The 25,216-nt window shown below is 54.8% G+C and carries 13 protein-coding genes; 3 read left to right on the top strand and 10 right to left on the bottom strand.

What is annotated here, in order from left to right:
* Positions 1-71 precede the first annotated feature (71 nt).
* From J4772_RS28205 to J4772_RS28195, 3 genes are read left to right on the top strand one after another with little or no spacing between them, the layout of a single operon-like run.
* Entirely contained in the window at positions 72-785 is a 714-nt protein-coding gene (locus tag J4772_RS28205) for an ABC transporter ATP-binding protein (RefSeq protein WP_209072415.1), read from the top strand.
* A complete protein-coding gene (locus J4772_RS28200; protein WP_209072414.1) occupies positions 782-1,546 on the top strand; it encodes an ABC transporter permease in 765 nt (254 codons plus the stop codon). Before J4772_RS28205 ends, J4772_RS28200 begins: the two co-directional genes overlap by 4 nt.
* On the top strand, positions 1,543-2,307 hold the full coding sequence (locus J4772_RS28195) for an ABC transporter permease (RefSeq protein WP_209072413.1): 765 nt from the start codon (positions 1,543-1,545) through the stop codon (positions 2,305-2,307). The genes J4772_RS28200 and J4772_RS28195 overlap by 4 nt, the downstream gene beginning before the upstream one ends.
* A gap of 478 nt (positions 2,308-2,785) precedes the next feature.
* On the opposite strand, the gene J4772_RS28190 is transcribed toward J4772_RS28195, so the two are convergent.
* The 10 genes from J4772_RS28190 to J4772_RS28145 form a co-directional block, all read right to left on the bottom strand.
* Positions 2,786-3,604 (bottom strand): DUF4097 family beta strand repeat-containing protein, encoded by an 819-nt coding sequence (locus J4772_RS28190; RefSeq protein ID WP_209072412.1) that lies wholly within the window; start codon positions 3,602-3,604, stop codon positions 2,786-2,788.
* A gap of 135 nt (positions 3,605-3,739) precedes the next feature.
* Positions 3,740-4,660 (bottom strand): GNAT family N-acetyltransferase, encoded by a 921-nt coding sequence (locus J4772_RS28185; RefSeq protein WP_209072411.1) that lies wholly within the window; start codon positions 4,658-4,660, stop codon positions 3,740-3,742.
* Positions 4,661-5,692 carry an aminoglycoside phosphotransferase family protein gene (locus J4772_RS28180; protein WP_209072410.1) on the bottom strand — a complete coding sequence of 344 codons (1,032 nt, stop codon included), beginning with the start codon at positions 5,690-5,692 and terminating at the stop codon, positions 4,661-4,663. It abuts the gene before it with no gap.
* Between the two features lie 376 nt (positions 5,693-6,068).
* Positions 6,069-10,442: an S-layer homology domain-containing protein gene (locus tag J4772_RS28175; protein ID WP_209072409.1), complete on the bottom strand. Its 4,374-nt coding sequence runs from the start codon at positions 10,440-10,442 to the stop codon at positions 6,069-6,071.
* A gap of 221 nt (positions 10,443-10,663) precedes the next feature.
* Positions 10,664-12,172, bottom strand: coding sequence for an alpha-glucosidase/alpha-galactosidase (locus J4772_RS28170; protein WP_209072408.1), 1,509 nt, complete (start codon positions 12,170-12,172; stop codon positions 10,664-10,666).
* A 120-nt stretch (positions 12,173-12,292) separates the two neighbouring features.
* Positions 12,293-13,192, bottom strand: coding sequence for an AraC family transcriptional regulator (locus J4772_RS28165; RefSeq protein WP_209072407.1), 900 nt, complete (start codon positions 13,190-13,192; stop codon positions 12,293-12,295).
* A 127-nt stretch (positions 13,193-13,319) separates the two neighbouring features.
* Positions 13,320-14,780 (bottom strand): NTTRR-F1 domain, encoded by a 1,461-nt coding sequence (locus J4772_RS28160; protein WP_209072406.1) that lies wholly within the window; start codon positions 14,778-14,780, stop codon positions 13,320-13,322.
* 348 nt (positions 14,781-15,128) lie between these two features.
* Entirely contained in the window at positions 15,129-15,374 is a 246-nt protein-coding gene (locus tag J4772_RS28155) for an ABC transporter permease family protein (protein ID WP_209072405.1), read from the bottom strand.
* Between the two features lie 299 nt (positions 15,375-15,673).
* The gene (locus J4772_RS28150; RefSeq protein WP_209072404.1) at positions 15,674-15,976 is read right to left on the bottom strand and encodes a response regulator; all 303 of its coding nucleotides are present in this window, start codon (positions 15,974-15,976) and stop codon (positions 15,674-15,676) included.
* A gap of 354 nt (positions 15,977-16,330) precedes the next feature.
* The gene (locus J4772_RS28145; protein WP_209072403.1) at positions 16,331-25,213 is read right to left on the bottom strand and encodes an S-layer homology domain-containing protein; all 8,883 of its coding nucleotides are present in this window, start codon (positions 25,211-25,213) and stop codon (positions 16,331-16,333) included.
* Positions 25,214-25,216: the final 3 nt, after the last annotated feature.

The raw sequence follows: 25,216 nt of genomic DNA, 5'->3' as shown, positions 1-25,216 counted from the left end.
AACGGAGCCCTCCCCGGCATTTAACCTGAACCGGTTACAATGAAAAGCATGTTAAGAAGGGGAGGCTGTACATGCTTACCATCCATCGACTCGTCAAACACCGCGGTTCCCGCGCAATTCTCAGCGGCGTCAGCTTTCAGGCGCGGCCCGGCCGGGTGACCGGCTTCCTCGGGCCAAACGGCGCAGGCAAAAGCTCGACTCTCCGCATTTTGCTAGGGCTCGATAGCGCCGCTTCAGGCGAAGCGCTTATTAACGGAGTACCGTATGCGCGTCTTCGCAACCCGCTCGCCACCGTTGGCGCTTTGCTCGACGGCTCCGGCGCTCACCGGGCCAGAACCGGACGTGCGCATCTGAACTGGATCGCCCGTTCGGCAGGCCTGCCTCGCTCCCGGGTCGACGAAGTGCTGGGAATCGTCGGTCTGACCGACGCTGCGTGCAAGCGCGTCGGCAGCTACTCTCTCGGCATGGGGCGCCGACTCGGGCTGGCCGCCGCGCTGCTCGGCGATCCCGAAATCCTGATTCTGGACGAACCCGTGAACGGTCTCGATCCGGAAGGCATCCGCTGGATCAGAACGTTGGTACGCGAACGAGCCGCAACAGGACGTACGGTGCTGCTATCCAGCCATCTGATGGGGGAGTTGGCCGAAACGGTTGACGATGTGATTGTCATTAACCAGGGGCGAATCGTCGCAGACGGTACGCTTGCCGAGGTGGTCGGTGCTCACGACACCCTTGAGGACGCCTTTTTCGCACTTACGACTCAGAACGGCGAGGTTGCACCATGAGGGCGCTTACTGCGGAATTGTCCAAGCTAATCTCCCTACTGTCGTTCTGGGTCGCGCTAGCCACAGGACTGATTGTCCCGACGGCCATTGCCGCGCTCAACTCCGTGTCGTCCCGAAAGGAGATTGACCTTGGCGTTGAAACAGCTCTCGGAATCGATATGGGCTATCAAGAATTGGCGTTCGGCGTCATCGGCGCAATCATCATTGGCGTTATTGCGGTTAGCAACGAGTACTTCACCGAAAGCGCCGAGTCCGGAGGCGGACGCCAGATTACGACCAGCCTGATCGCGGTGCCGTCCCGCCTCCGCTTCCTGCTGACGAAAGCAACCGCTGTTGCACTGGTCAGCGCAGTGCTGGCCTCAGCCGCGGCAGTCGCTACGATGGCTGCGATCCGGATCGTCCTTGGGGAGCATGCGCCGGAGCTGGGAAGCGAGGCTATTCCGCGGCTGGCAGGCATCGTCTGCTACTGGGTGCTTACTGCGCTTCTTGCATTCGGGATTACTGTCCTTACCCGACATGGCGTCATTCCGCTCGCTATCCTGATCGTGAATACTTCCGTCGTCACCGTCACTTATCTGCTCACTCGCCTTACATCGCTCGCATACTATCTGCCCGATATGGCGGGAATTCGTATGTTTATTCGCAACCTTGAAGACTCGACCGTAGAGATTGCCCCGCTCGTCGGCGGTCTGGTCATGACAGTCTGGGTCGCGGCGCTTCTCATTATTGCCGCTATCGTATTTTGCCGGAGGGACGCATGAGCGCTGAAGTCGCCCGGTCTCGCAGCCGGGAATTCGTCCAAGCACTCGCCGCAGAACTGTCCAAGCTGTGGTCGCTGCCAGCCGTATGGCTTACCTTGGGCGGTTCGCTGATCGTCAACCTCATCCTGGCCGCTGCCTTCGTTAGCGCCGGATTGCAGGGCTTAACCGGCACGCCAAACGTACTCGATATCGGGTTAGCCTCGATTAGCTATATACAAGCCGGGTTCATCATTCTCGGGATTGTCGCTTCCTGCTCCGAGTATACCGGCGGGCAAATTCGCACCACTCTTACTGCGATCCCCCGGCGCAGCCTTCAACTCGTTGCCGCTCATCTTGCCCTGACGATCGTGGTCGTCCCCGCCGCGATCATCACTGCCGCGTCCGGCGTCCTGTTCGCTGCAATCGCTCTCGGCGACGCTTCAGCTTCTATGGAGTTAGGCAGCACTGTCCGTATGCTTGCAGGGGCGACCGGGTATCTTGGTTTGACGACCCTCATCAGCGCATCCTGCGGAGTTCTGCTGCGTCGAACGCTTCCTGCGGCAATTGTCGTGCTCGGCTACTATTTTATCGCCGGTCCGATCTTGCGAGAGCAGACGGCTCAAGCGAGGTACTTCCCGGACACAGCAGGGTTCGCCATGTGGTTCCCGCAGCCCGAAGATGTGAGCGCGCTGGCCCCGGCTCAAGGAGCCTTCGTCTTGGTCGCTTGGACTTTGGCGGCGTTCGCGATCTCCTTGGCCGTATACCGCAGCCGAGATGCGTGATTGCAAAAAACGCCTTCGAAAGGCGGTCTGATCGCTCCTGCGATTGATTAGGCCGTTCGTTCGTCACACGCCAGCTTTAGATGGAATTTCGTACAAAACTCATTCCTCTTCGTTTATTCGAGATCAATTTGTACGATTTATAGTACAAATCTATTAATTCGACCTCTCTAACGCCGTATTTTGTAAGATAAACCAGCTAAAGTAGAAGCATCGACCTAATAATAAGAAAGGGGCTATCCCATAAACACTTCCAGTTGCTCTAAAAGATAATCGATAACAAAGATGCAAGGTGTTTATACCTCCCTCCGATGCTATACGCTCCTGAAATAGGATTAGGTAAATCCGTTATAGTGTGATTTCAGGAGCGTATGAGGCAGTCTACGGGGTATTAACACCCTCTTTCTATCAGTTATCTCAAGCAATCCTGCTTATGCGACAGCCCCTTCATTTCCCCGGTTTTCGTTTCCCCGTTCCTTTATCAGCGCAGTGTATCTACAACTATCTCACCCACCGCAGCATACGCATCGATTTGAACGTTTGGCGTCCCAATCGTTCCGACTTTTTTGTTCGTGGCTTGCTTGCTGTATTCGACTTGATCGAGATCGACCTTAACCTCCCCGACCTCGCTTTCCAGCTTAAAGCCGGCATCCTGCGGAGACTCGCTCAAGTGAATGGCGATTCTGCCTACGTCCGTTCTAGCTTTCAAATCGTCGGTAAGAGCAATGCCTTCCACTACGATTTCTCCTGCGTTCGCTTCCAGCTCCAATTTTCCAGTAACAGCCTTTAACCGAATGTTGCCCGCATCAATCCGAATGTCTGCAGCCTTCGTCTGCACATTGGAAGCTTCCACGGAACCGAATGCGTTGTTCACCTTGAGCTTCTGATACATTTTGTCCGGCAGTGAAATCCGCAGCTTCCGGGCTCCCGTCTGATCCTTAAAAGAATTTTTCGATTTCTCCTCAACTTTCACTTTCAACAAGCCGGAATCCACCTTCGCCTCGAACTCGAACCGATCGCGCAAAGTGTCGTCCACAAGCAGTTCCACTTCCGCCCGCTCTCCTGTCGAACGCTCGATCCGAATTTCCATCGCTTGCGCGCTTACTTCCAGTTCTTCAAACTCATCCTGCGCATAGGAGCGCTTCTCCACAGAAACAAGCTTGCCCGAGCCCGAGTTCTCGCCCATAACCGATTGCTGAACCTCGCCCGTTACCGAACTTGCCAAATCTCCGCACGCAGTCAACGCTGTCGCCATCACGAGAATCGCGAACAGCTTAGCGCTGTTTTTCTTCTTTCTCATCTCTCTAGCCTCCGTTTTCCACTCTCTCCTCCTCCATTATAGAGAACGTCAGCGCAGTCTCCGACAGCCCCTCGGCTGAATTTGGACTGGACCGGGGTCGGGGAGGCGTGCTCAACTTGCCTTATCTCCTACTCTTCAAATAACATAGACCTTAGTAGGCCGACCCCATGTGAAAGTGGTCAGACCGACCTCTCGGAAGCCATACTTTTCGTAATAACCGATCTCACCCGTGGTGAGGTACACATTCTTGAAGCCAAGCCTCTCCGCTTCCTTTCGAGCGTGTTCTAACAGCAATTTGCCGTAACGGTTGCCCCTTTCATCGGGATGCACTACCAAAGGTGTAATCCATGGGGAGAGATCCTCGCTCAGAACTTCTTCCTCGGCAATCGGCCCTTCCCACCCGTACACTCTTCCAGTAACGACTTCTTTTTCATGAAGCCCCGTCCAACCGATAACTCTATTGTCTTTTAGCAATAAATATCCCTGTGGAAGTTCGACGCTTGCCAATACTTCCGCCGGATGTTTGGATGTCAATTCGTTGAAATGCTCCAAAAGGAGTTTCCGGCATTCGCCCTCCCATTCAGGGTGTTCGCGCAGAGAAAGAATCTGCACCTTGTAATCCACTATATAGCTCCTGCAATATTCTCTTTCGGTTTCAGAATAGATGAAAAAACCAACCTTTCCATACAATTGCGCCGCCGCGTGATTCTCTTTGCGGTGATTGATATGGATGCAGGGGACATGATACTTGCCGATGAGCTCATTCATCATCAAACGCATAGCAGTTGCGGCAATGCCTTGACGTTGAAAACGCTCGTCTATCATCAGAGGATTGATGTACCCGCTAATGCCATCCTCATCCAAGCCGCCGCCAATCAAGCCCACATATTCCTCGCCACATTTTATAGCAAATAGATCGGTATGTTCTTCATATCGGCTGATCCCGATCCAGTACACATTTGGAATCGCAAATACTTGCTTATGTTCTTCTGAAACGGATAGTTCGCAGACTTTCAGCCAGTTGTTGGTATCCAGTGGCTCAATGGTTATGTTCATTTACAGGTTCCCCATCTCATAGATTTTTTGTAAGGTATGGACGTGTTGCGACGCGCTTTTGTCATCCGTTTCTTCGAGTTTGTTTTCCTCCTCTGCGTTCCTATACCACTCGACGAGCCTGTAGCCGAACATAAGTAGGATCAACTCATAAACACAATTATCCGAAATGTGCGAAACATCCGCATATTCCGAAAAACCCTTATAATACGCCGGGAGACATTTGCGGTAGTATTCCACCATGTGTTCAAGATCCGCTTCGTCCGCGATAAGGCTTGCTATGTCTTCACCTAAATAGCCCCACCCGGCAGTATCCCAATCGATGACTATGGATTTACCATCTAAGTCCAATAGGTTCGCCACCCAAAAATCCCTATGACAAAGCACGATGGGCAGCTTTTCGATACGGTTGAATATTTCATCTGCGTTTTCATCGATGTCGATGAGCATTTTACAGAGGTGTTGCGGAATTTTGCAATCCTCAGAGCGTATATAATCGTACACTCTTTTCCATGACCGGTAACGAAGATAGAAGTTTTTCATATCCTCTACTTTGCTCAGGTTGGTTAAGTTCTGCAAAAAAGCTGGTTGTTCGGCATATAGCTTGCCCTGGAAACGTCCCAACTCCCCGGCTGCGCGTTCATACATGTCGCCGGTCAAGTCCAAGCCCGATACGCCTTCGATATATTCCATCCATAGGCGCATTTCGTTTGCTTCTTCGTTCATTTCAACGTGATAACATTCAGGCCAACGGAATGCTTCGGAAAATAGAGCGCCGAAATTGGATTTATAGAGATCATATTCCCTGCGCCATGAATCGGGATCGCCGTAGCGTTCCCATTTTTTCTGCGTTTTTGAAACGATTTTGTAGGGTAATTTCCTGCCGTCAGCCGATGTTACACTTCCCGTTACAAGCTGTACATCCCCCAACGTACCGCCTTGTAGCTGTTTGGTTTGGAAATCGACGCTGACTATTGTTGTACCGAGCATTTTGCTTAAAACCTGTGTTAGAGTTTCGGTTTTTATTTCGCTCATTATGAAGCCCTCCAATTTGCAAACTTTTTTTGGACATAAAAATACCGCGAACAAGCAGCCTCCTAAGAAGCTGCTTGTTCGCGGCGACAAGCCAAAAAGTCGGCTTATAATCAAAAAGGATACGACCTTCATCGTATCCCGCTAACAGCAGTATTCACGAAAGGTTACTGATTACGGCATAGCAAAGAACACGGGCTGATACTCCCGTTTTCAACACTACGCCCGATATTCGGTTAAGTTAATGCCACCAATACCCTATAAGCAGTCATTTAATAAACAACTCCTTTCGCAGGAAAAAATTGAAGTCCAATTCACAACTGTAGTGTGACATATTCCTTTATATGGAATCAATGGAGAGTTTGGTTATAAGCAAATTTTACCGATCAAATGGAATTACTTCAATAAAATAATTGGCGAACAAAAACCTCTTCAGCATAACTGCCGCCTCCGCGCGCGTAGCGTAAGCCTTCGGCGCGAATCGACCGTCGGCTGTCCCTTGCAGGATTCCGGCTTCTGACGCTCGGGCTACCGACACTTGCGCCCAGGACGCGATTGCCTCGCGATCCGCGTAGGCTGATGTCGGTTCGGTCGCTTGCCCCGTATAACCGGCAAGAGTCAGAGCGCCGCCGATCATGACGGCCATCTGTTCGCGGGTGATCGGATCGTTCGGAGCGAACCTATCCGAAGAGACTCCACTTACCAGGCCTCGCTCCACCGCGACCTTTATCATAGGTGCGTACCATGCGGATGCAGAGACGTCCGCAAACCGAACACCGTCCTCGCCCTCTTTTGCCGTCAATCCCAGCCCACGAACGAGCATCGCGGAAAATTCGGCGCGAGTCAACATATTCGCAGGCGCATAACGATCGGCTGTTACGCCGTTCACAAGCAGCTTGGAAGCCAGCAACTCCACGTCCGTCTTCGCCCAATGTCCATGAAGGTCAGCGAACTGTCGAGCTTTCACGTCCACTATGGCGAAAAGGCTGTTGTGAGGCACGTTCAGCACCGCCTCCGTCGTACCGTTCGGCCCGGCTAGCAGTCTAGTCGGAACGAAAGAGACTTGGCTGTTTACCCGGTCGTAGTACACGGCGACCAGATTGCGTTTAGCCGTTCCTCCCGCCAGCTGGATGGACCGAGCGACGTACATTCCTCCGAACTCCCGTACTTCCAACGTCTGCCCGTTCGCTTCGAGCGTTACTTTGAAATCGATGACGTCGGATTGAACGGCAAATCCTTGGGAGGCGCCGATCCGTTCAATCTCGCGGCGGATATCCTGGCCGGCCTGCTCTTGGACGATGCTCACGGTCATAGCCGACACATCTGTACCCAGGCGCTTGGCCAGAGCGGCCAGATCAAGCAAGCTAACCGGAAGTCGGTAACTGGAGCCATTCAGCTTCGTCTTGACTGCCGCATTCGGATAGACTTTGGCAATTTCCCCAATCCAGACAGCCGGGAACTGCATTTGCACGGCAGCTTCCCGATCGTCGACGATGATCTCAATCGTCGTATTCTTCGTATTCTTCAGGGCCTCCAGCACTTGCTCTCTTATCCGTTCTGATAACTGTATCCGTTCGATTGCCGTCCCGTCGGGACGCGATGTCCGTTCGATGTCAGACGAATCGACGCGAACGATTATCCCCCCTGCCGGTTGCACCGTTGCGGTCGTTCGAGAATTCGCGGGACGATCGGGAACGATCGGAGCCGACGGCCCCGAGTTGCCAGAGCTGATGCCGGCGATGACGATAGTCTTCGCCGTTTCGTTACCTGCGCCATCCTGGGCGTAGACGGTATACTCGCCATTAGCGGTAACGGTAAATTGCGACGCGGTCATGAGATCAGTTCCGCTTGTTCCGCCGGCAAATTCTGCAACGTTAACATTTCCCGGCAACGATCGTAGCGCCGTTAACGCATTACCCAAGGCTTCTCCGTACACGTTGGCCGACACGCTGACGACCTGACGCGTCGATCCGTTCGGCGAGGTTGTCAATGTAATTTCGGGTGGGATCGCCACGATACGGATTCCGCCCGTTGCCGGAGCGACATACGTTAACGACGCTGCCCCGCCGGATACGCGATCAATCCCCGCGTCGGCCGGGAGCTCCAACGCATTCGCAACCTCCAGGCCGTCTAAGTCTGCAAGTCCCGCAGGTACTCTATATTCGAAAGAAAGTTCTGTAATCGGCGTGCCGAGGACTCCCGTGTAGGGTGCATACACCGTTTGGGTAACCGAATTGGCGCCTACCCGGAGCGGAAGGACCGGCGTTCCGGTCACCGTAACTTCGTACCCGTAAAATACCGTAAACCGCAGCGTATCGCCCCCGCCGTAGAGACCGTTTGCCGGCGCCGTTAGGACTAGTCCGACCCAAGCGGCTTCGAACCTCGCCAAGGCTTCGGTCAACGCGACCGCGGCGACGCTTAACTGATCGTCGGTTTGGTTGGCCGCGGCGTCGACGATCGTCTGGGCATCGTCGATTGCGCTTTGCAGCGCGGAGCGAGCTAAACCGGATGTCTCCCCGACGCCCTCGCCTTCGGGATGGTCCGCCAGCGCTTGCCGTGCATCAGATAACAAGGCTGCTAACGCCGCAGGATTTCCCGCCAGGATAATCGCGGCCTCGAACGATGCCAGCACCGTATTCAAATCGGCAATGGCCTCGGCCAACTGTGTATCCGTGTAATTCGCGGCTTGATTGAAAATCTGTTGTGCAGTCGCGATGCCAGCCTGCAATGCGTTATAATCGCCGATTAACGTCTGTCCAACGCCCGTTCCCGCGGGGTGGTCGGCGAGCGCTTGATTCGCCTCCCCGATTTTCTGACCTAACGCGGCTGCATCGCCAGCCGGAATCAGTGCAGTTTCGAATGCCATGATTGTGGCGTCCAGAACCGCGACCGCCGAATCGAGCTGCGTCTGCGTCCGATTAGCCGCATCGTCGAAGATTGCCTGCGCCGCGTTTATCGCGCTCTGCAGCGCTGCGCGGTCCGTTCCCGACGCTTCTCCCACGTTCGTACCTTCGGGATGGTCTATCAGCGCTTGCCGTGCATCACCCAACTTCGTTTGCAACGCTGCGGGATTCCCCGCCGGAATGATCATGGCTCCGAACGCAGTAATCGCGCCGTTCATATCCGCGACCGCCGAATCGAGCTGCGTCTGCGTCCGATTAGCCGCATCGTCGAAGATTGCCTGCGCCGTGTTAATCGCGCTCTGCAGCGCTGTGCGGTCCGTTCCCGACGCTTCTCCCACGTTCGTACCTTCGGGATGGTCCGTCAACGATTGCCGCGCATCGGCCAACTTCGCATTCAGCGCCGCAGCATTTCCCGCCGGAATGATCTTTGCCTCGAATGTGCCGATCGCGGCGTCCAGGACCGCGACCGCGCCATCGAGCTGAGTCTGCGTATAATTTGCAGCCTGATTGAACACGATCTGCGCTGTGGCGACGGCAGCCTGCAAAGCGTTATAGTCGCCGTTTAACGTCTGTCCCACGCCCGTACCCGCGGGATGATCCGTCAGCGCCAGATTTGCTTCTACGATTTTCTCCCCCAGCGCGGTTGCACTCCCCGCCTGAATCAGCGTAGCCTCGAACGCAACAATCGCAGCGTTCAAGTCCGCAACCGCGGCATTGAGCGGAGCTTGCGTGTAATTCGCGGCCTGTCCGTAGATCTGTTGCGCGGTAGCAATAGCGTTCTGCAAGACGGTGCGAGCTTCGGCGGTAGTCTGTCCTACGTTCGTGCCTGCGGAATGGTCCGCAAGGGCCTGATTCGCTTCTGTAATCTTTGCCCCTAGCGTAGTGGCATTGCCAGCTTGGACGATCGCGGCATTGAAAGTCGAAATCGCCGTGCTGAGCGGAGCGGCAGCGGAGGTCAGGTCTGCAGCTACGGTCGCGTTCCCGATCCCGTCGATGAAGAGCCTGGCTGCGGCGTAAGCATCGGTCAAGTCCGTATAGGCGCTTGCGGACACGTGTCCTACGCCGGTACCCGGCAAGTGATCTTTCAATAAAGATTTGGCTGTCTCGATCCCTTGGAACAACGCCGTTCCATCGACGAACGCATATCCTCTGCTCGCCGCAAGAGTCGCCGCCGGAGAATTCGCGATTCCGAAAATTTTCATATTGGCGGGATTTTCATGAAAGGCAGTTGCTCCGAAGGTCGTCGCAGCTCCCAGTACCGTAACGCTAGTTAGATTGTTTCGAAAGAAAGCGTAGTCGGCGACGCTCCTTACTCCAGCCGGAATGACCAGTTTCGCGGTCTGATTCGTGTCGAACGCACCGCCTGATATCGTCTGCAAGCTCTCATTCAACTTGATCGAAGTTATATTATTTCTATAGAAAGCATAGCTAGAGATCGAGATCATGCTGTCCGGGAACACGACGCTCGTCAGCGAATTGCCCTCGAACGCGCTGGCGCCGATCGTCGTCAAGCTTTCCGGAAGATTCACGGAAGAGAGACTATTGTCGCGAAAAGCATAGGTTTGAATAGTTGCTACACTGTCCGGAATAGCAACACTCGTAATTTTCGCTTTTCCCGTCGTGTTCGTATCGAAAGCTTCTCTCCCGATGACGGTTACCGGCAATCCCCCCAATGTCGCCGGGATATTCACTCCCAGTTGTCCGCCCGTATAACCTGTAAGGGCTGATCCCATCCCTGCAACGGTATAAGAAAATCCTCCTTCTTCCGCAGCGTGCACGGGTTGTACCTGCACCAATGAAGTCCATAACACCAACAAAGCCATCCCTAGGCATAAAACCGATTTTCTCATGATCGATCTCCTTCACGTTACAAACTGCTGTCGTCTCTCCTTTCATTGTAGAACCACGCGATAAAAGAATAATAAAAGAATTCGCCATCATTCGTGCAGGTCGGCATAAAAATACCGCGAACAAGCAGCCTCCTAAGAAGCTGCTGTTCGCGGCGATAAGCCTTGGTTTATAGTCAGAAAGGGAAACGATACGCTTTAGAGGAACCGCCTAAGCTACTCTTCTACTGCCCGGCCTTCGCCCGATCCTTGCCTTTGTCCGATTCTCCGGCGTTCTTGTTGGCGGCGTCCCGATCCTGTTGCATCTCCTCGACGGTCTTGACGCGCAGCCGGGCCGCTCCGCGGTAGCCCTCCTTCGTCGGAATCAGATTGCCCTGCGCCTGACGCTTCTTCGCCTCCGCGATGGCCGCTCCGTACTGGGGCAGCCATTGCTCCTGCGCCACAAGCATTTCGTCGACCATCTGCCAAATCTCGTTCGGATCGCATACGGCGCCGACGAGCGAGTCCATCATGAACGCTTGCCGCAGCAGCCGATCGTCGCCATGGACAGCCGCCTCGACCGCCAGACGCTGCACCGATATGCTGACATTGCATACGGCCGCCGGTCCGAGCGGAAGCTTGCCGACGAGCGGCATCGAAATGCCGTTGCGATCGGCATAACCCGGAGCCTCGATAATGGCGTCCGCCGGCAGGTTTTCGATCACGCCGTTATTCCGAACGTTGAAGTGACCGCGATAGACGCGTCCCGTTTCCAAGCCTTCAATAATGTAAGAGCCGTGCTCCTCTCCGCGTTGTTCCGGAGCATACTTCATTGGCGGCTCCTTCATCCAGTTCGGGAAGTCGGTCTCGAACCAGTTGCGCCCCTCGGTGCACACCCGCAAATAACCGCCCGTCTCGCCGTTAATCCAATTGCCAAGGTCGATCCACTGTTCGATCTCGTCGGGGCGCTTGCGGTACCAAGGCACATATTCGCTCAGATGTCCGTTCGACTCGGTGCTATAGTAACCGAACCGGCGCAGCATATCGATGCGAACCTTCTCCGTACGGCTGAAGTCGGGATGCTTCTCGAACGCCTCCAGCAGCTTGCCGGTGAGGTCCTCTCCCTTGTGCCGGATTTGAACATACCAGGTCTGGTGATTGATCCCCGCGCAGATGATATCGACTTCTTTCTTATCCAGACCGAATGCCTCCGCGATCTGCCAATGCCCACCTTGCACGCCGTGGCAGAGCCCGATCGTTCTTACTCCCCCGTACTGATTGCATGCCCAAGTCAGCATCGCCATCGGATTGGCGTAATTCAGCAGCAGCACGTCCTTGGCGGCCACCTCGCGAATGTCCTTGCAGATGCTAAGCATCTCGGCGATGCCCCGCTGTCCGTACATGATTCCGCCCGCAGACAACGTATCTCCGACGCATTGATCGACGCCGTACTTGAGCGGAATGTCTACATCGGTAGCGAAAGCCTCCAGTCCGCCCACCCGAATCGTACAGAACACATATTTCGCACCCGCCAGCGCTTCCCGCCGATCGGTAGACGCCTGAATGCGAATATCCAGTCCATTCTCTGCGATGTCTCTTTGGCAAAGCTCCTTCACCATATTCAAGTTGTGCTCGTTAATGTCAGTAAATACAACCTCGATGCCCTCGAACTCTGGAACGCTCAGCATATCGCGAAGCAGCCCCCGCGTAAATCCGATGCTGCCCGCGCCAATAAACGCTATTTTGAATGCCATAGTCCTATTCCTCCTCCACTAGAATGAGACCTCTGATTTGCTCGTCTTCATCGTAGCAGGATCGCATGGGGAAGCGTTATCGAGATCATCACCATTTCCCCGGAGAACTGTCAGAAATCCTCACCTTTTAATTTCTTCATAGCGTTCTTTGGCCTGAGCATTGCGATACTCGACCGGGGTCATACGGACATGCTTCTTGAACAGGGCATGAAAATATTGCCGGCTTCCCGCTCCCACATAATCCGAAATGTCGGCGACGGGGATATCCGTATGCGACAGCAGCATTTTGGCCTTGTCCATTCGCACCTCCGTCAAGTATTCCATTAAGGTTCGTCCAGTCTGAAGCTTGAATATCCGTTGCAGATAGCCGGGATGCAGACTGACGCTTGAAGCGATCTTTCTCACCGTCAGCGGTCGATCATAGTTTTGCAGCATATAGGCGATGCTCGATTTCACGTACGCCCCAGCGGACGGAACCCGGCTTCTTCCTTGCTCGCTTCGCAATCTCCCAAGACGGATGAGCAATTGCATCAGCAGCATCCGATCGAGAACCCCTCCATCTCGACCTTGATCGTCTAGCTCTAGCACCAGGCTTTTCAGCGCGTGATAGACTTCTTCCGGCGCCTGCAGCACCAGATAGGAGGTCCGGGCCGACAACATTTCGCACAGCGACTCTTCCTCTTCTGCGAATTGCTTAACCGAAGGGAAAACGTCCGAATGGGGGGTGAAGCCGAACTCGACATTAAGCATTCGGCACGTCTGCTCGACCACAAGTCGATGAGGCACATTGGCGTCCAGTAGGATCAATTGCCCTTTTTCCAACCGGACCGAGGCTTCGCCCCCGCTTCCTTCATTCCACTTCACAACGCATTGACCCTGAATCACATACATAATCTCGGTTGAATCATGTCTATGGTACGCCATGCGAAAATCTTCCCACTGCTTAAAGTAGTAGGCGTATACCTTGGGAATATAATGATTAATCAGCAAATCAGCGTCAAAAAGACTCCCTGTGCCCATGTCATCCTCCCAATATCCGTACTGAGCTACTTCTTTTACTATCGTTGATCGCTCCAGTGGAGTCAATTTCAGATCTGCGATCGCGTTCTGTTCCGCAATTGAGGGAGACCCGTGTAGTAACAGAATATCACGCTATACTGAATAATACCGTTTTTGTCCCTGTCAAAGTCGATCCGCTATTTACAAAATAATAATTGGAAGACGTATCCAACGTGATATTACCCATCCAGGTTATCGTGTTGAACTGGCTGCTGAAAATTCCGATAGGGGGAGTATCCGCCAACACAGCCATGGTAACGTTCCCTCCAATTAAAGTATTCGAGATTTCGTTGTACCCGGCTACGTTAATAGTCCCATCGGTTCGACAATCCATCATACGCTGAATTCTCAAGCCATTATGAACCATAGTGTTGATACGGCTATTATAGAAGTACGCATTCAAAATCCCCATATGTCCATCTTGAATTACGCCTCCTTGAATATTACCGTTGAGCAACTGAAATTCGATGGTTGTGAACGGGTCCACCATATCCATATTTTGAAAGCTCACGTTTCCGCTGATAATCGCTCCGTCCGTATAGTTCGTGTGCGTTCCTACGGAAGTACCGTTGTCGAATGTACCAATGACGGTCACGGGACGCGCGTCGAACGCCGGACCTTGGACCAAGTAAACATTTTCTGCAGCTTGGCTGGTTTGAATGGTGATACTCCTGGCCACAGAGGACTGAAAGTTGGCAAGATTGGCATTGCCGAGCACCCACGGTCCCAAGCCTAACAACTGAACGTGCCTTGCTGGCGGTATAATAATATCTTCATTAAAAACCGAGTTTGCCGCGATCAAAATAACTAAGCGGGCTCTCATCCCGTAAGTGACAGCAAATGTGCTGCCGGTTGCTGCAGTAACGGCTGCCTGAAGTGATGAAAATGGGTTCTCCGGCGTGCCATCCCCTAGTCCCGGAGCACTGGAGTCTGCCCAGATGATAGTGGACTCTCCCCATTGAAAAACGCCTGGTCCTGTTGGGCCTGTCGGTCCGATTGGGCCCGTAACGCCCGTCGGTCCTGTCGGGCCTGTCTCACCCATTGGTCCTGTCGGGCCTGTTGGGCCTGTTGGACCCGAACCGCTCGTCGCAAGCAACGCGACATCGTCCACTAGCAGATTCGCTGTCCCCGCGATCGGATAAGTCTGAATGACGATATGCGCTTGCGTTGTCCCTGCCGGGGCCGCAGTTGTCGTCTGATAGACTTCAACCCAATCGTTCCCCGTCAGGGCCGATATACTAAAGGGAACGTAACTAAATAGCCCGGTCCCGAGAAAGGATAAGGACGCGTCGTAATAGTTGATCACGATGTTCGCGATCGTTCCGAGGGTCCCAGGCGTTTTCCCGAAAGCTGCATGAAATTCGAAGCTCTCCCCCGGGACAACCGGAACGAACTGATAGATAAACGATGACACCGCTCCCCCAGTTAACTGAGCGCAATAAAAATTATAGTGGCTTCTCGTCGAAATAACCGTTGCGTTCTGTCCGCCCCATGGCCCCAAGGCGCCTGTCTCGAACCCTCCGTTTATGATTCGATTTTCAATTGACATTGTTCTATCCCCCCATAATTTGAATACTGAGTTAAGGCATACTATTAGATTTATGCCAGTCCAATCCCGATTGACTGTGTCATCGCGTAAGAATGCTCAAGCTCCGGCGCAACGATTGCCATCGCCCTGCCTGTCGCCGCCTGCCAAGCTTGGCGTCAAGCCGGTCTTGAAGCCTCATTGACCATGCGAATGTCTCGTTCGGCCTGGTTGTTCACACTTCAGAAGAGAGAGACCTGAGTAGCAACAATAAAATAAAAAAACGACATCCTTCCCCCCGATTGCGGAGCGAACGATGTCGGCTTAACCTATCCTAGTTGAGCAGGTCCTAAGCTGATGATGAGAACACAATCATTCCTTGACGGCCCCGATTGTAATGCCGCCAATGAAATACTTCTGCATAAACGGGTAGGCAGCGACGATCGGCAGCGTGACGAGTATCGTTGTCGAAGCCCGGATGGAAACCGGAGTCAGCTTCCTCATCTCCTCCATATGCTGCTGATCGTTCATCAGCTTGCTGATCTGCTCGATGTCGAGCAGAATTTTGCGCAAATAGACCTGCAGCGTATCCCATTTGCCTGAGGAGTTGTACAGCATGACGTCGAACCAGGAGTTCCAATGTCCGACGGTGCTGAATACGGCTACAGCGGCAGACTATATTACGACTGTAAGGTGGTATTCCGGCCGAAGATTTTTCCCCGCTTCGTGTTTCTGATTACAATGTATTTCAGCGGGGGCTCGTTCCGACTTACCTGCTCATGAACCAGTTGAACCTTGTAGAGACGCTAATAAACCCGAACAGAACAAGGTCGTAACCGTCCCCACGACCACCCGTAATACGGAAATCAGAGCTCCTTTGCCTAGACCGCCTTTGTTAAACATGTAGACATAGTTGTCTAACGTGAACTCCCTAGGCCAGAAGTAGAGCCTGCCGCTGGACGTCCATCGTAGCCCGTCTGGAAAATAATCTGTGTGTCCGCACTGTGACCGCGAATCCGTTTGGCAAGCTCTATCCCGTTATATTCAGGAATATTAATATCCAGCAGCATAATATCCGGATGGCATTCCAGGTAAGCGCTCCATGCAGAAGCGCCGTCCTCCGCCTCGCCTGCCACTTCGATGACCAGCTCATTCCAAAGGTTCGACCTTTTTAAGCCTTCCCAGATGTAATATTCGTCGTCTACGATCAGCGCCTTCATCCCTTCGAGCTCCCTTCTTTGTTCGGATATCGTCCTAGGGGCTTGTATGCAAACCCGCTCAGAGGTACCTTCACCGCCTTTTCGCCCCCTGCTTCGTCACTTTTGCTTGACGTACCCCCGGTACACCTTCACAAAAGTTCCTTGCATGGAACGAAAATTCGTCGGGCGGCTGGTCAAACTCAAATCCTACGATTATCAACCGGCAACTTCGTTCACAAGTAGCCTTATGTCATTATCATGGCATATCCGGCGCTGGCCCGATGATTCCTACCTGCCTCAAAGGCCCATACTTCCGGAAGGAAGATACGGGCCTTTGATTGACTTGGATTAACTTGGATTGACTTTGCCGCTCTTTTACTCGTCTTTGGCCGGCGCGTCTTGCTCCTGCCGATCGATCAGGCGCATTAACATGACCACGATCTCCGCGCGCGTTGCGTTAGACGCAGGCAGGAACTTCGAATTCGGATATCCGTTGATCACGCCGTTGGAAGACAGGATATCCACGCTATTCGCGGCCCAGGACGGAATCGCGTCCCCGAACGTCTTGCGGTTGCCGCCGTCAGCCGTCAGCCGGTAAGCGTTCTGGAACAGTACCGTCATTTCCGCCCGCGTGACGAGCGAAGCTCCGTTGACGTAAAACTTGCCTTGGCGCGCCTTGCCCGTCACCAATCCGTTCGCATACGCAGCCGCAAGGTAAGGTCGGCTCCACTGAGCCAGCTCGTGCCAATCGGCGAAGTGCGCCGCAGCAGCATCCAGATCGGCTTGCTTGCCGATCGCCAGCTTCCGGGCTCTGACCAGCATCGCGATCGCTTCGTCTCTTCTCGTAGGGCTGTTCGGAGCGAACAGATCCGCCGTTCGACCGGATACGATGCCCAGCCCGTAGGCTCTTTCGATCGCCTCTTCGGCCCAAGCCGCTTCTGTATGCACGTCCTTAAATGTCCTCTTAGCCGGCGTTCCGTTGTCCGTCGGACCTTCGGTTTGGCCGTCTTCCTTCACAGGAGCGCCACCGGATCCTGTATTCGTGCCGCCATTCGTGCCCGTGTCTGTTCCCGGGTTAGCCGGTTGGCTGCTTTTAACGATTGAGACATCGTCCTGTGCAACGTTCCCCACGGAATCGGTAGCCGTGATGGTGCTGTAAGCTTGCGTACCGGTACTGAGCGTGCCGCTTAAGCTAAATTGACCCTCACTGTCCGCCGTGGTACGATTCCCTCGGTCGTCCATCACGCTCGCGTAAGGAACCGTGCTGCCTGCAATTCGGTAAGACCCGGACGAATCGGCGGCGATCTTCCCGTCCGTTCCCGTCTCGACGAACAAAGCAGGCGGGAGACTGTTGTAGTGAACGGCCAATCCGTACTCGGATACGTCGCCTTGATCGTTCTCTGCGGCGATTCGCAGCAAGGTCGATCCTGCGTCTTCGCCTACGGTAATCGGTACGGAAGCCCGATTCTCATAATCGCCGCTGGCATAGACTTGTACGAAATGAGGCAGATTGGTGTTTTCGTCTAGCGTTCCGTCGCTTTGCCATAGGGTGAACTTGACATTCAAATCTCGCGTCTGTCCGTCCTCCGCGCTCACATAGGTGGTCGCGGCATCCAGTGTAAAATTGCCGTTTACCGTAAGCACCTTGCCTAACAGCGAATCGTTCGCGATGACGCCCGCGCTAGGTTTAACGTGAATGACAGGGAGCTTGACTAGCGGAACGTCGACGACGTCCGTCACCGTTGTCGGGCCGTAAATATACGACGAGTTCATCTCCGCGTCGTCCGCGTAGGCGAACGGCGTGACGGCAAGTCTGTAGCCGGCGCCCGAATCTATCCCGCCGAAGCGGAGGCTGATTTGTCCGTTCGCCTCGTCGCTAGCTGCCACTCGGTACTCGATGGGTCTGCCGGCATGCGCGACTCGGTTGCCGGTCGGCTTGCCGTCACTGCCAATCTCGTCAGTGTACGTCAAAGGCGATATGACGGCATTGCCGTCGGCATCGTACAACCGAACAAGATACCCGTCCGCGTCCGAGACTGCGCTCCACGAAGCATGAATCGTACCGTTGCCGCCCGCAGATACGGCTACGCCGCTAATTAAGCCCGGCTCGAGCGGATTGACGACATTCATCGCCTGCTTCGCATTCCTGCTCGAATACGGAATCACTCTTGAGGAATCGGAAATCGGCTTTCCGACCAGCGTCACTCTTGCGTAATACTGACCGCTTTGCAAATAGTTCAAATCCTGCTCCGTGAACGTATAGCTGCCGGATGCCGCGCTGTCCGTTACATCCGCGGCGTCGACACTGAACGTGTGGACCAGCACACCTGCACTTCTGGCGTTCGGATCGTCGCCGTTGTCCGTCGACAGACGGACTTCGACTTGATAGTCTTCCGTTAAGGTATCCAGTCCCGACAAATCCCAGCTTACCTTATCCGCTCCGGCGTCATAGGAGACTTCCGCAATTTCCGGAACCGGCGCAATGGCAATAATCGAGCTGTTGAACGGCTGGCCGGACGCAATCGTCCAATCTCCCGCTTCCGCGCCCAGACGAATCATAACCGTGTTCTCGGACACGACCGCCGCGTTCGCGTTCGGATCGTCGTAATAAGGCGTTCCGTCATCCAACGTTCCCGGATACGTCAAGCCGTACGGGTTGCCGCTCGGGTCCAGGATGCGAAGATCGTCCGGATCGGCGGATACGAGCACCGCGTAATCCTCCGTCAAGCCCGCCGGGAGCGACACCGTATGCTCCGTTCCCTCGGCATTCGTCGATATCGCCGGCTCAACCGCAAACGTCCTTAGCAGACTTGGCGAGCCCCCGCTCGACGCGACAAGCCGCACGTTGGAGAAAGCGTTAATCTGTCCGAGCGCCGCGCCATTCTCGTCGTACACGGTCTGTCCTGCCGGTCCCGATTGCGCCGAGGAGAAGCTGCGGCGTCCCACGCTAACGGAACCGCTGCCGAAACCGTAGTTCACCTTAAATCCGAAACCAAGCAGACTGAACGACGCGAAGGCATTCGTATTACTTAGCCCGACGTCGCTGTTGAGCAACGTATACGGACCGATGGAGAACAGCCCGACATCGATCTCCGGCACCTGGAGTCTCCCGCGCAGCTGCCCGTTCAAATTAAAGCCGTTGTTTCTGTAATAAGTCAGGTTGGCATTGCCTCCAGCCAGAATGACCGAGAAGTTCTTCAAAATGTTGGCTGCAATCTGCATTTGATACGATACAGAGGATTGGGTCACGTAGATGCCGGCCTGGAATTTGTCGAAGATCGACATCTTCAGCAGGGTCGGATTCCCGGACAGCTCAATCTGGGAAGGCCCGATCGCGAGCTCCACGTTGCTGAATTCGAGCAGGCCGGCACCCGGAATAAGGCTTCCGACTTCGAAATCTCCGGTGAGCAGAATCAAGATCGGCGCGATGCCTTTATAGTTGCCGCTGATCGTGTCCGCCAGGCCCGAGACGCCGCCGCCGACTCTTGTCAAATACGCAATCGGCGTCATGGGCGTTACCGGAATTCCGTTCTCTAATCCGACGATGATCTTGATCGAGTCGGGAATAAGCAGACCGGTCTCGCCGTTCCTCTTCAGGCTCAAGCTCGACGCCAAATTCGCCAGCTTGGCGTCTACATCGAATGCGACGGCGTAATTGCCGTTGAACGTATCGATCGAGCCTTCCGCGCTGCCGTTAATTCCGAACCCGCCGAGCAGCTTCTTCGAGATCTCCGTGCCCGGCGTGAAGGAGCCTTCCGCCGCAACCCCCTGGAAGCTAAGATTCCCTTTATTGTCCATGCCGTACTGGAGCCGATCGATGTTCAGATTGATCCCCACCGAATCGCTGCCCGGCAGCGCCATGCCGAAATAAATTTTCCCGTCGAAGATGACGGCGTCGTCGAGCAGCGTGGCCCCTGTAATGCCGGCCTGCATGCCGCTCCCCACCACGATCAGCTTGTTCTGGTTGCGGATCAGCACTTCGATGTTCCGCTTGGTCGGATCCTCCAGTTCCCCTTCCTCGTCCTTTGCATACTCGGATATATATTCGATGCCCTTATCCAGTCTGATCGAGCCGCCAGCGTTCGAGATGATGCTGAACGAGCCTGCGGTCATATTGACGTCTTCCATTGTCAGGCTGACCGAGCCGTCGAGATCGTCGCGCACAATGAGCTTGCTCCACTCCTTCGACAAGTAGACCGCCAGACCGCCGTTAAGAGTCGTCGTACCGTTGAACACGTATTCGCCTCTCGTGCTTGCGCTGGCCGTGAAGCTGCCTTTGATCGTCATGACCGGCGTGCGATCGCCCAACTGCTGCGTCAAATCCTTTTCGCTCTCCGAGACAATAACGGAATGGTTGAACCGGCTGTCCGCGACTACGGCCATATAACCGAACTTGGTGTGGCTCAAGCTCGCGGCTGCCGGTATTGTTACAGACCGCTGCACGCCGTTGCTGGACACGTAATACGTAACGTCTGTCGTGCGGGACAGCAACATATCGTCGGGCACCCGTACGACCAGAGAGGTCTCCGTTGCATCCGTTATGGCAGCCACCAGCGTCGGATTCGGCGACGTGCCGATGAACACTTGTCCTTGACCGTTCATATTCGTTCCGTATACGTTGATCGTCTTGAACAGGCCTGCCAATCTGGAGTTCGGCGAGACGGAGGCGATGTTCCTGAGCTTCGTTGCGCCTGGCGCCCCGCCTGCCGCCGGAGAATTCGTATCGATCGCATCGTACAGCAATTCGACCAGATCGATGCTGTTCTTCGTAACGGCCGGACAAGTGTATATGCTCCTGGTCTGATCCTGCGGGTCGGACCTTACGTACGTACAGGCATATACGGTCTTGTTGTTCAGTCGATCGCGAAACCGAACGACCGGCTTGTAGATTTTGCTCGAATCGCTCGGCGGCGTGAAGCTGAACGTAATCGGTTCGTTCAGGCTCGCCCTGACCGGATAGCTTGAGAATTGCGCGGCGCTTGCCGTTGTAACGGGAATCGAGACGTCCGCGAACTGGGCGACGACTTTAATTGTCGATCCGGCCGTCAGTTGGGCGGTTGACGGGTAAGGCGCTATGCCGACGTCGATTCTGGAGTCGTAGGGATTGGTCGGCTGTATCTGCTTGACCAAGGAGCCTGCAGCCCCAGACATCTGGTACACTTGTACTTTGGACACGTATTTCGCCGAATCCTTGTTCACGATCTGCACCTTAATCGTATCACCCGGATAATATTCTGCCTGTTCGACTGTCAATTCCGCGTTCGCATTCGTCGTAATCTCCGTCTCTATGAGATTCGACACGACTTTCTGCACCCGGACGGTAACGTTCGCGTCGGTAAACGGCATGACGAACGAGTAGGTACCGTCGCCGTTAGACGTCACCGGCAAAGCAACGTTCAGCAGGTCGGAGCGTACTTCGACCCCGGTAACCTTATACATTCGAGCATTGTAGCTTCCCGGATCGACGGTGATGACCGCGCCGGAATAATCGGTGGCCGAGGCTCGTACGGTCGCCTGCACGAATTGCGGGCCTCCGGACAACGTTGGCGATACAACGCCGGGAATCGTCGCTTGCACCGCGATATTATGCGCGGCTTTCCCATCCGTCGAGGTCACGGACAGAAAAATCGGCTCGCTCGGCATAGAGAATGCGTAGCCGAATCGATAGCTGGTCGTGTCGAACAGCGTATTCGTCACGGGCGATGTCTTGGACGTGTTTTTGCCCACGATTTGCACGCCGGCCGGAATCAGCCCGCTCGACGTCGTCTGCAGCTTTAACGGATCTCCGGCAAGAAAGTAATAATAATTGCCGTATTCGTATGGGTTGGCGCTTCCCAGGCTCGGATTCGAATATTCGATCGTCGGATTCGTAAATCCGATCAGGTTGCGAATATCGATTCTCCTGGCCGTATCGGTATTCACCGTTATCGTAATTAGCCTGGCCGCCGCCGTCGCGTTACGATCGATCGTGATTTTCAAGCTCCACGGATGATTCTGCGCGACGCCGGTTAATACAGTCTGCACGCTCATCGGCACATCGTTGCCCAGACCGTCCCTGACGGAAATACTCTTGACCATCGCGGCGGTGAGCGGCGCAGACGGACTCATCGTATCGATGGATTTGTTAACGAGCGTAATGCTGTAATCGCTCTCCGCGGAGACGATGAGTCCCTGCTCGGGAATAAGCGTACTGCCCGAATACACGCGAAAGTCGGTCGTATTGCCGATGTCGATCTTGATCGAATCGGTAATCGCCGTCGCTGGCCAGGTGACAATGATCGTGAGCGTATCGTTGGACACGCTTGTCGTCGTGACCTGGGCCGTGAACGTGCCTGCGCCAAGATTGACGATGTCGATTGCATTGTACGCTCCCGCTGTCGCGTTGAATTGATAGCCTGCCGCAGCAATGAGCACATACTTGCTCCTATAGCTCTTCCCGATCGCGAACGTCCCGCCGGCCGGCTGATACGTTACGCCGTTATCGGCTGACCAAGCCATGCTGGAAGAGGCATGGTTGAAAAGATTATTCCCGTTCGTCTGAACAGCTCCCGTCACCGGAGCCGCCGTGCCGATCGAGATGTCCGCGGGGACGATCATGGCCGATCCCGTAGTCGGCCAGGTTACCACGACCGTTAACGTATCGTCCGGCAAGCTTGCCGTCGATACCGTCGCGGCAAATGTGCCTGCGCCAAGATTGACGATTCGGCCCGAGAGGTCTCTCGCCCCGTCCTTCTCGTAGACGCTCTCCGTCGAGTCGAACGCGTAGCCCTCCATAGCCGTCAGCACATATTTCGTTTTATAGACTTTGGCAGCGGCGTACGTGCCGTCCGCTTCTGCGTAGAAGGCGCCCCCGTCGCCTGACCAGGTCACAGCGCCCGCTGCATGAGTGAACGTATTCGTCCCGTTCGCCTGAGTTGCGCCCGTCGACGGCGCAATCGTTCCGATCGAGATATCCGCAGGCACGATTGTGGCTGCGCCCGTTGCCGGCCAAGTGACCTCAATCGTCAACGTATCGTTTGCCGTGGCCGACGTGGACACGTCTGCGCTGAGCACGACCCCGCCCGGATTCTCGACGGCAACGGCATTGTAAGCATTCATCGCTGTATCGAACGTATAGCCGCCGTCCGTCGTCAGAACGTATTTCGTCCTGTAAACCGTATTAGGCGCATAGGCTCCGCTTGCCGCCGCATAAGAGAGGCCCCCGTCGCTTGACCAGGCAATGCTGGCGGTCGCATGCGGGAACGTATTGGCGCCGTCCGCCATACTTGCGCCGGTTATCGGTGCGATCGTCTTGATTACGAGCTCGTTCGCGGCGATCGTTGCCAACGCCGTCGACGGCCAGGTCACCGTAATCGTTAACGTGTCGTTGGAGGTGCTAGTCGTCGTTACCTGGGTTGTGGCCGTGCCTGAGCCCAGGTTCGGGATCGAGATCGATTCGTAGACTCCCGCCGTCGGATTGAAGGCATAGCCCGCATCTGCGGTCAGCACAACCTTCGTCTTGTACGCCTTGCCGGGCGCGAACGTCCCGCTTGCGGAAGCGTAGGTCGCGCCATTGTCGGCGGACCACGTCACGCTTGCCGTCGTATGCGCAAAAGCGTTCGTGCCGTCCGCCACATTCGCCCCCGTTACCGGAGCAATCGTGCCGATCGACATTCCCGACGCGTCAAGGATCGTAAACGGCGCTGCAGCGGTCTGCGGCCACGTAACGACGATGGTCAAAGTGTCGTTCGAAGCGCCCGACACGACTGCGGTATACGTGCCCGATCCGAGATTGGCGATGCGGCTGGCCAACGCCTTCGCTCCGCCGGCTTCGTATACGCCTGCAGCGGAATCAAAGAAATAGCCCGCTTCCGCAGAGATGACATATTTCGTTTTATAAGTCGTTACGAAGGTATAGGTGCCGCTCGCCGGATTGTAGGTCGCTCCGTTGTCTGCAGACCAATTCACCTCGGCCGTTGCATGGTTGAACGTATTGACTCCGTCCGCCACCGCTGCCTCCGCGACCGGCGCCAGCGTGCCGATAGAGATATCGTTCGGCAGGAGGAGCCCTGTCCGAGGCCAGATGACCTTAATCGATATCTCGCCTGGTTCATTTTCGTACACATGGAACGTACCCGATCCAAGATTCGCAATGCGGCTCGACAGATCTCTGGCCCCGCCCTTTAAATAAGCCGACCTCGAATCAAAGGTATAGCCGTTCGCCGCCTGGAGAGCATACTCCGTTGCATAAGTCATTCCGGAGACGAGAGGATCTCCTTCATCCAAGTAGGCAAAGGGAGTCTCTTGACTCCATTCCACATAAGTTACCGTCGCATGGTTAAATACGTTCGTTCCATTCGCGGCGACTCCGGACGGTACCGGGGCAAGCGTGCCGATTGATATATCCGAGGCCCCGATGACAATCAGCCCCGTGCCTGCATCGGTCGACTCCCAACCAACGATGAGGGTCAAGGTGTCATTAGGCTGTGTATTCGTCGATACGCTTGCTCCCGCCAAATAGCCCGTGCCGAGATGAGCAATGCGTCCCGCTAAGGACTTTGCTCCGTCCAGATAGATGCGGCTCGTGGTATCGAAGGCATATCCCTCGTTGGCCGTAATAACGTATTTCGTGTAATAGTACGTATTAGCCGCGAATGGCCCGCCTGCCGCAGAGAAAACAGTGCCATTGTCGGACCAAGTAATAACAGCCGCGGATTTATTAAACGTGTTCGAGCCGTCCGCAATTGCCGCTCCCGTTACCGGGGCAATCGTTCCGATGGAGATATCGGAGGGCTCGATCGTCGCATTCGGCCACGTAATCACGATCGTCAGCGTATCGTTTAGCGTAAACCCCGTGCTAACAACCGCAGTGAACGTTCCCGTGCCTAAGTTAGAGATATTGCCCGTTATGTCTTTTGCTCCGTTTTTCTCGTATACGCCGGGTATCGGATCGAATACATAGCTTGAGTTGGCGGTTAAGACGTATTGGGTTCGATAGACCGTGCTTTGCGCGAAAACACCGCTCGCAGCGACATAGACGGTTCCGTCCGTGGACCACTTGACATCCGTAACCGAACCACCGCCGAACACTACTGTTCCATCTTCAAGGGTTGCCCCGTTCACTGGCGCTTCTGTTCCGATCACAATATCGGATGCAGCAACGATTTCTTCGGCCAACGCAATCATCGGCAGCATCGTGCCTAGCAGCGCTATCGATAGAATGATAGATACGAGCTTAGAGATGATCTTCGTTCTCACGTACGAGCGTAATCGTTTCATAGG

It is taken from the genome of Cohnella sp. LGH (assembly GCF_017671885.1).
In the GTDB taxonomy this organism is placed as follows: domain Bacteria; phylum Bacillota; class Bacilli; order Paenibacillales; family Paenibacillaceae; genus Cohnella; species Cohnella phaseoli.
Note: the sequence above shows the minus strand (reverse complement) of the source record. Positions and strands in the feature narration are given on the sequence as shown.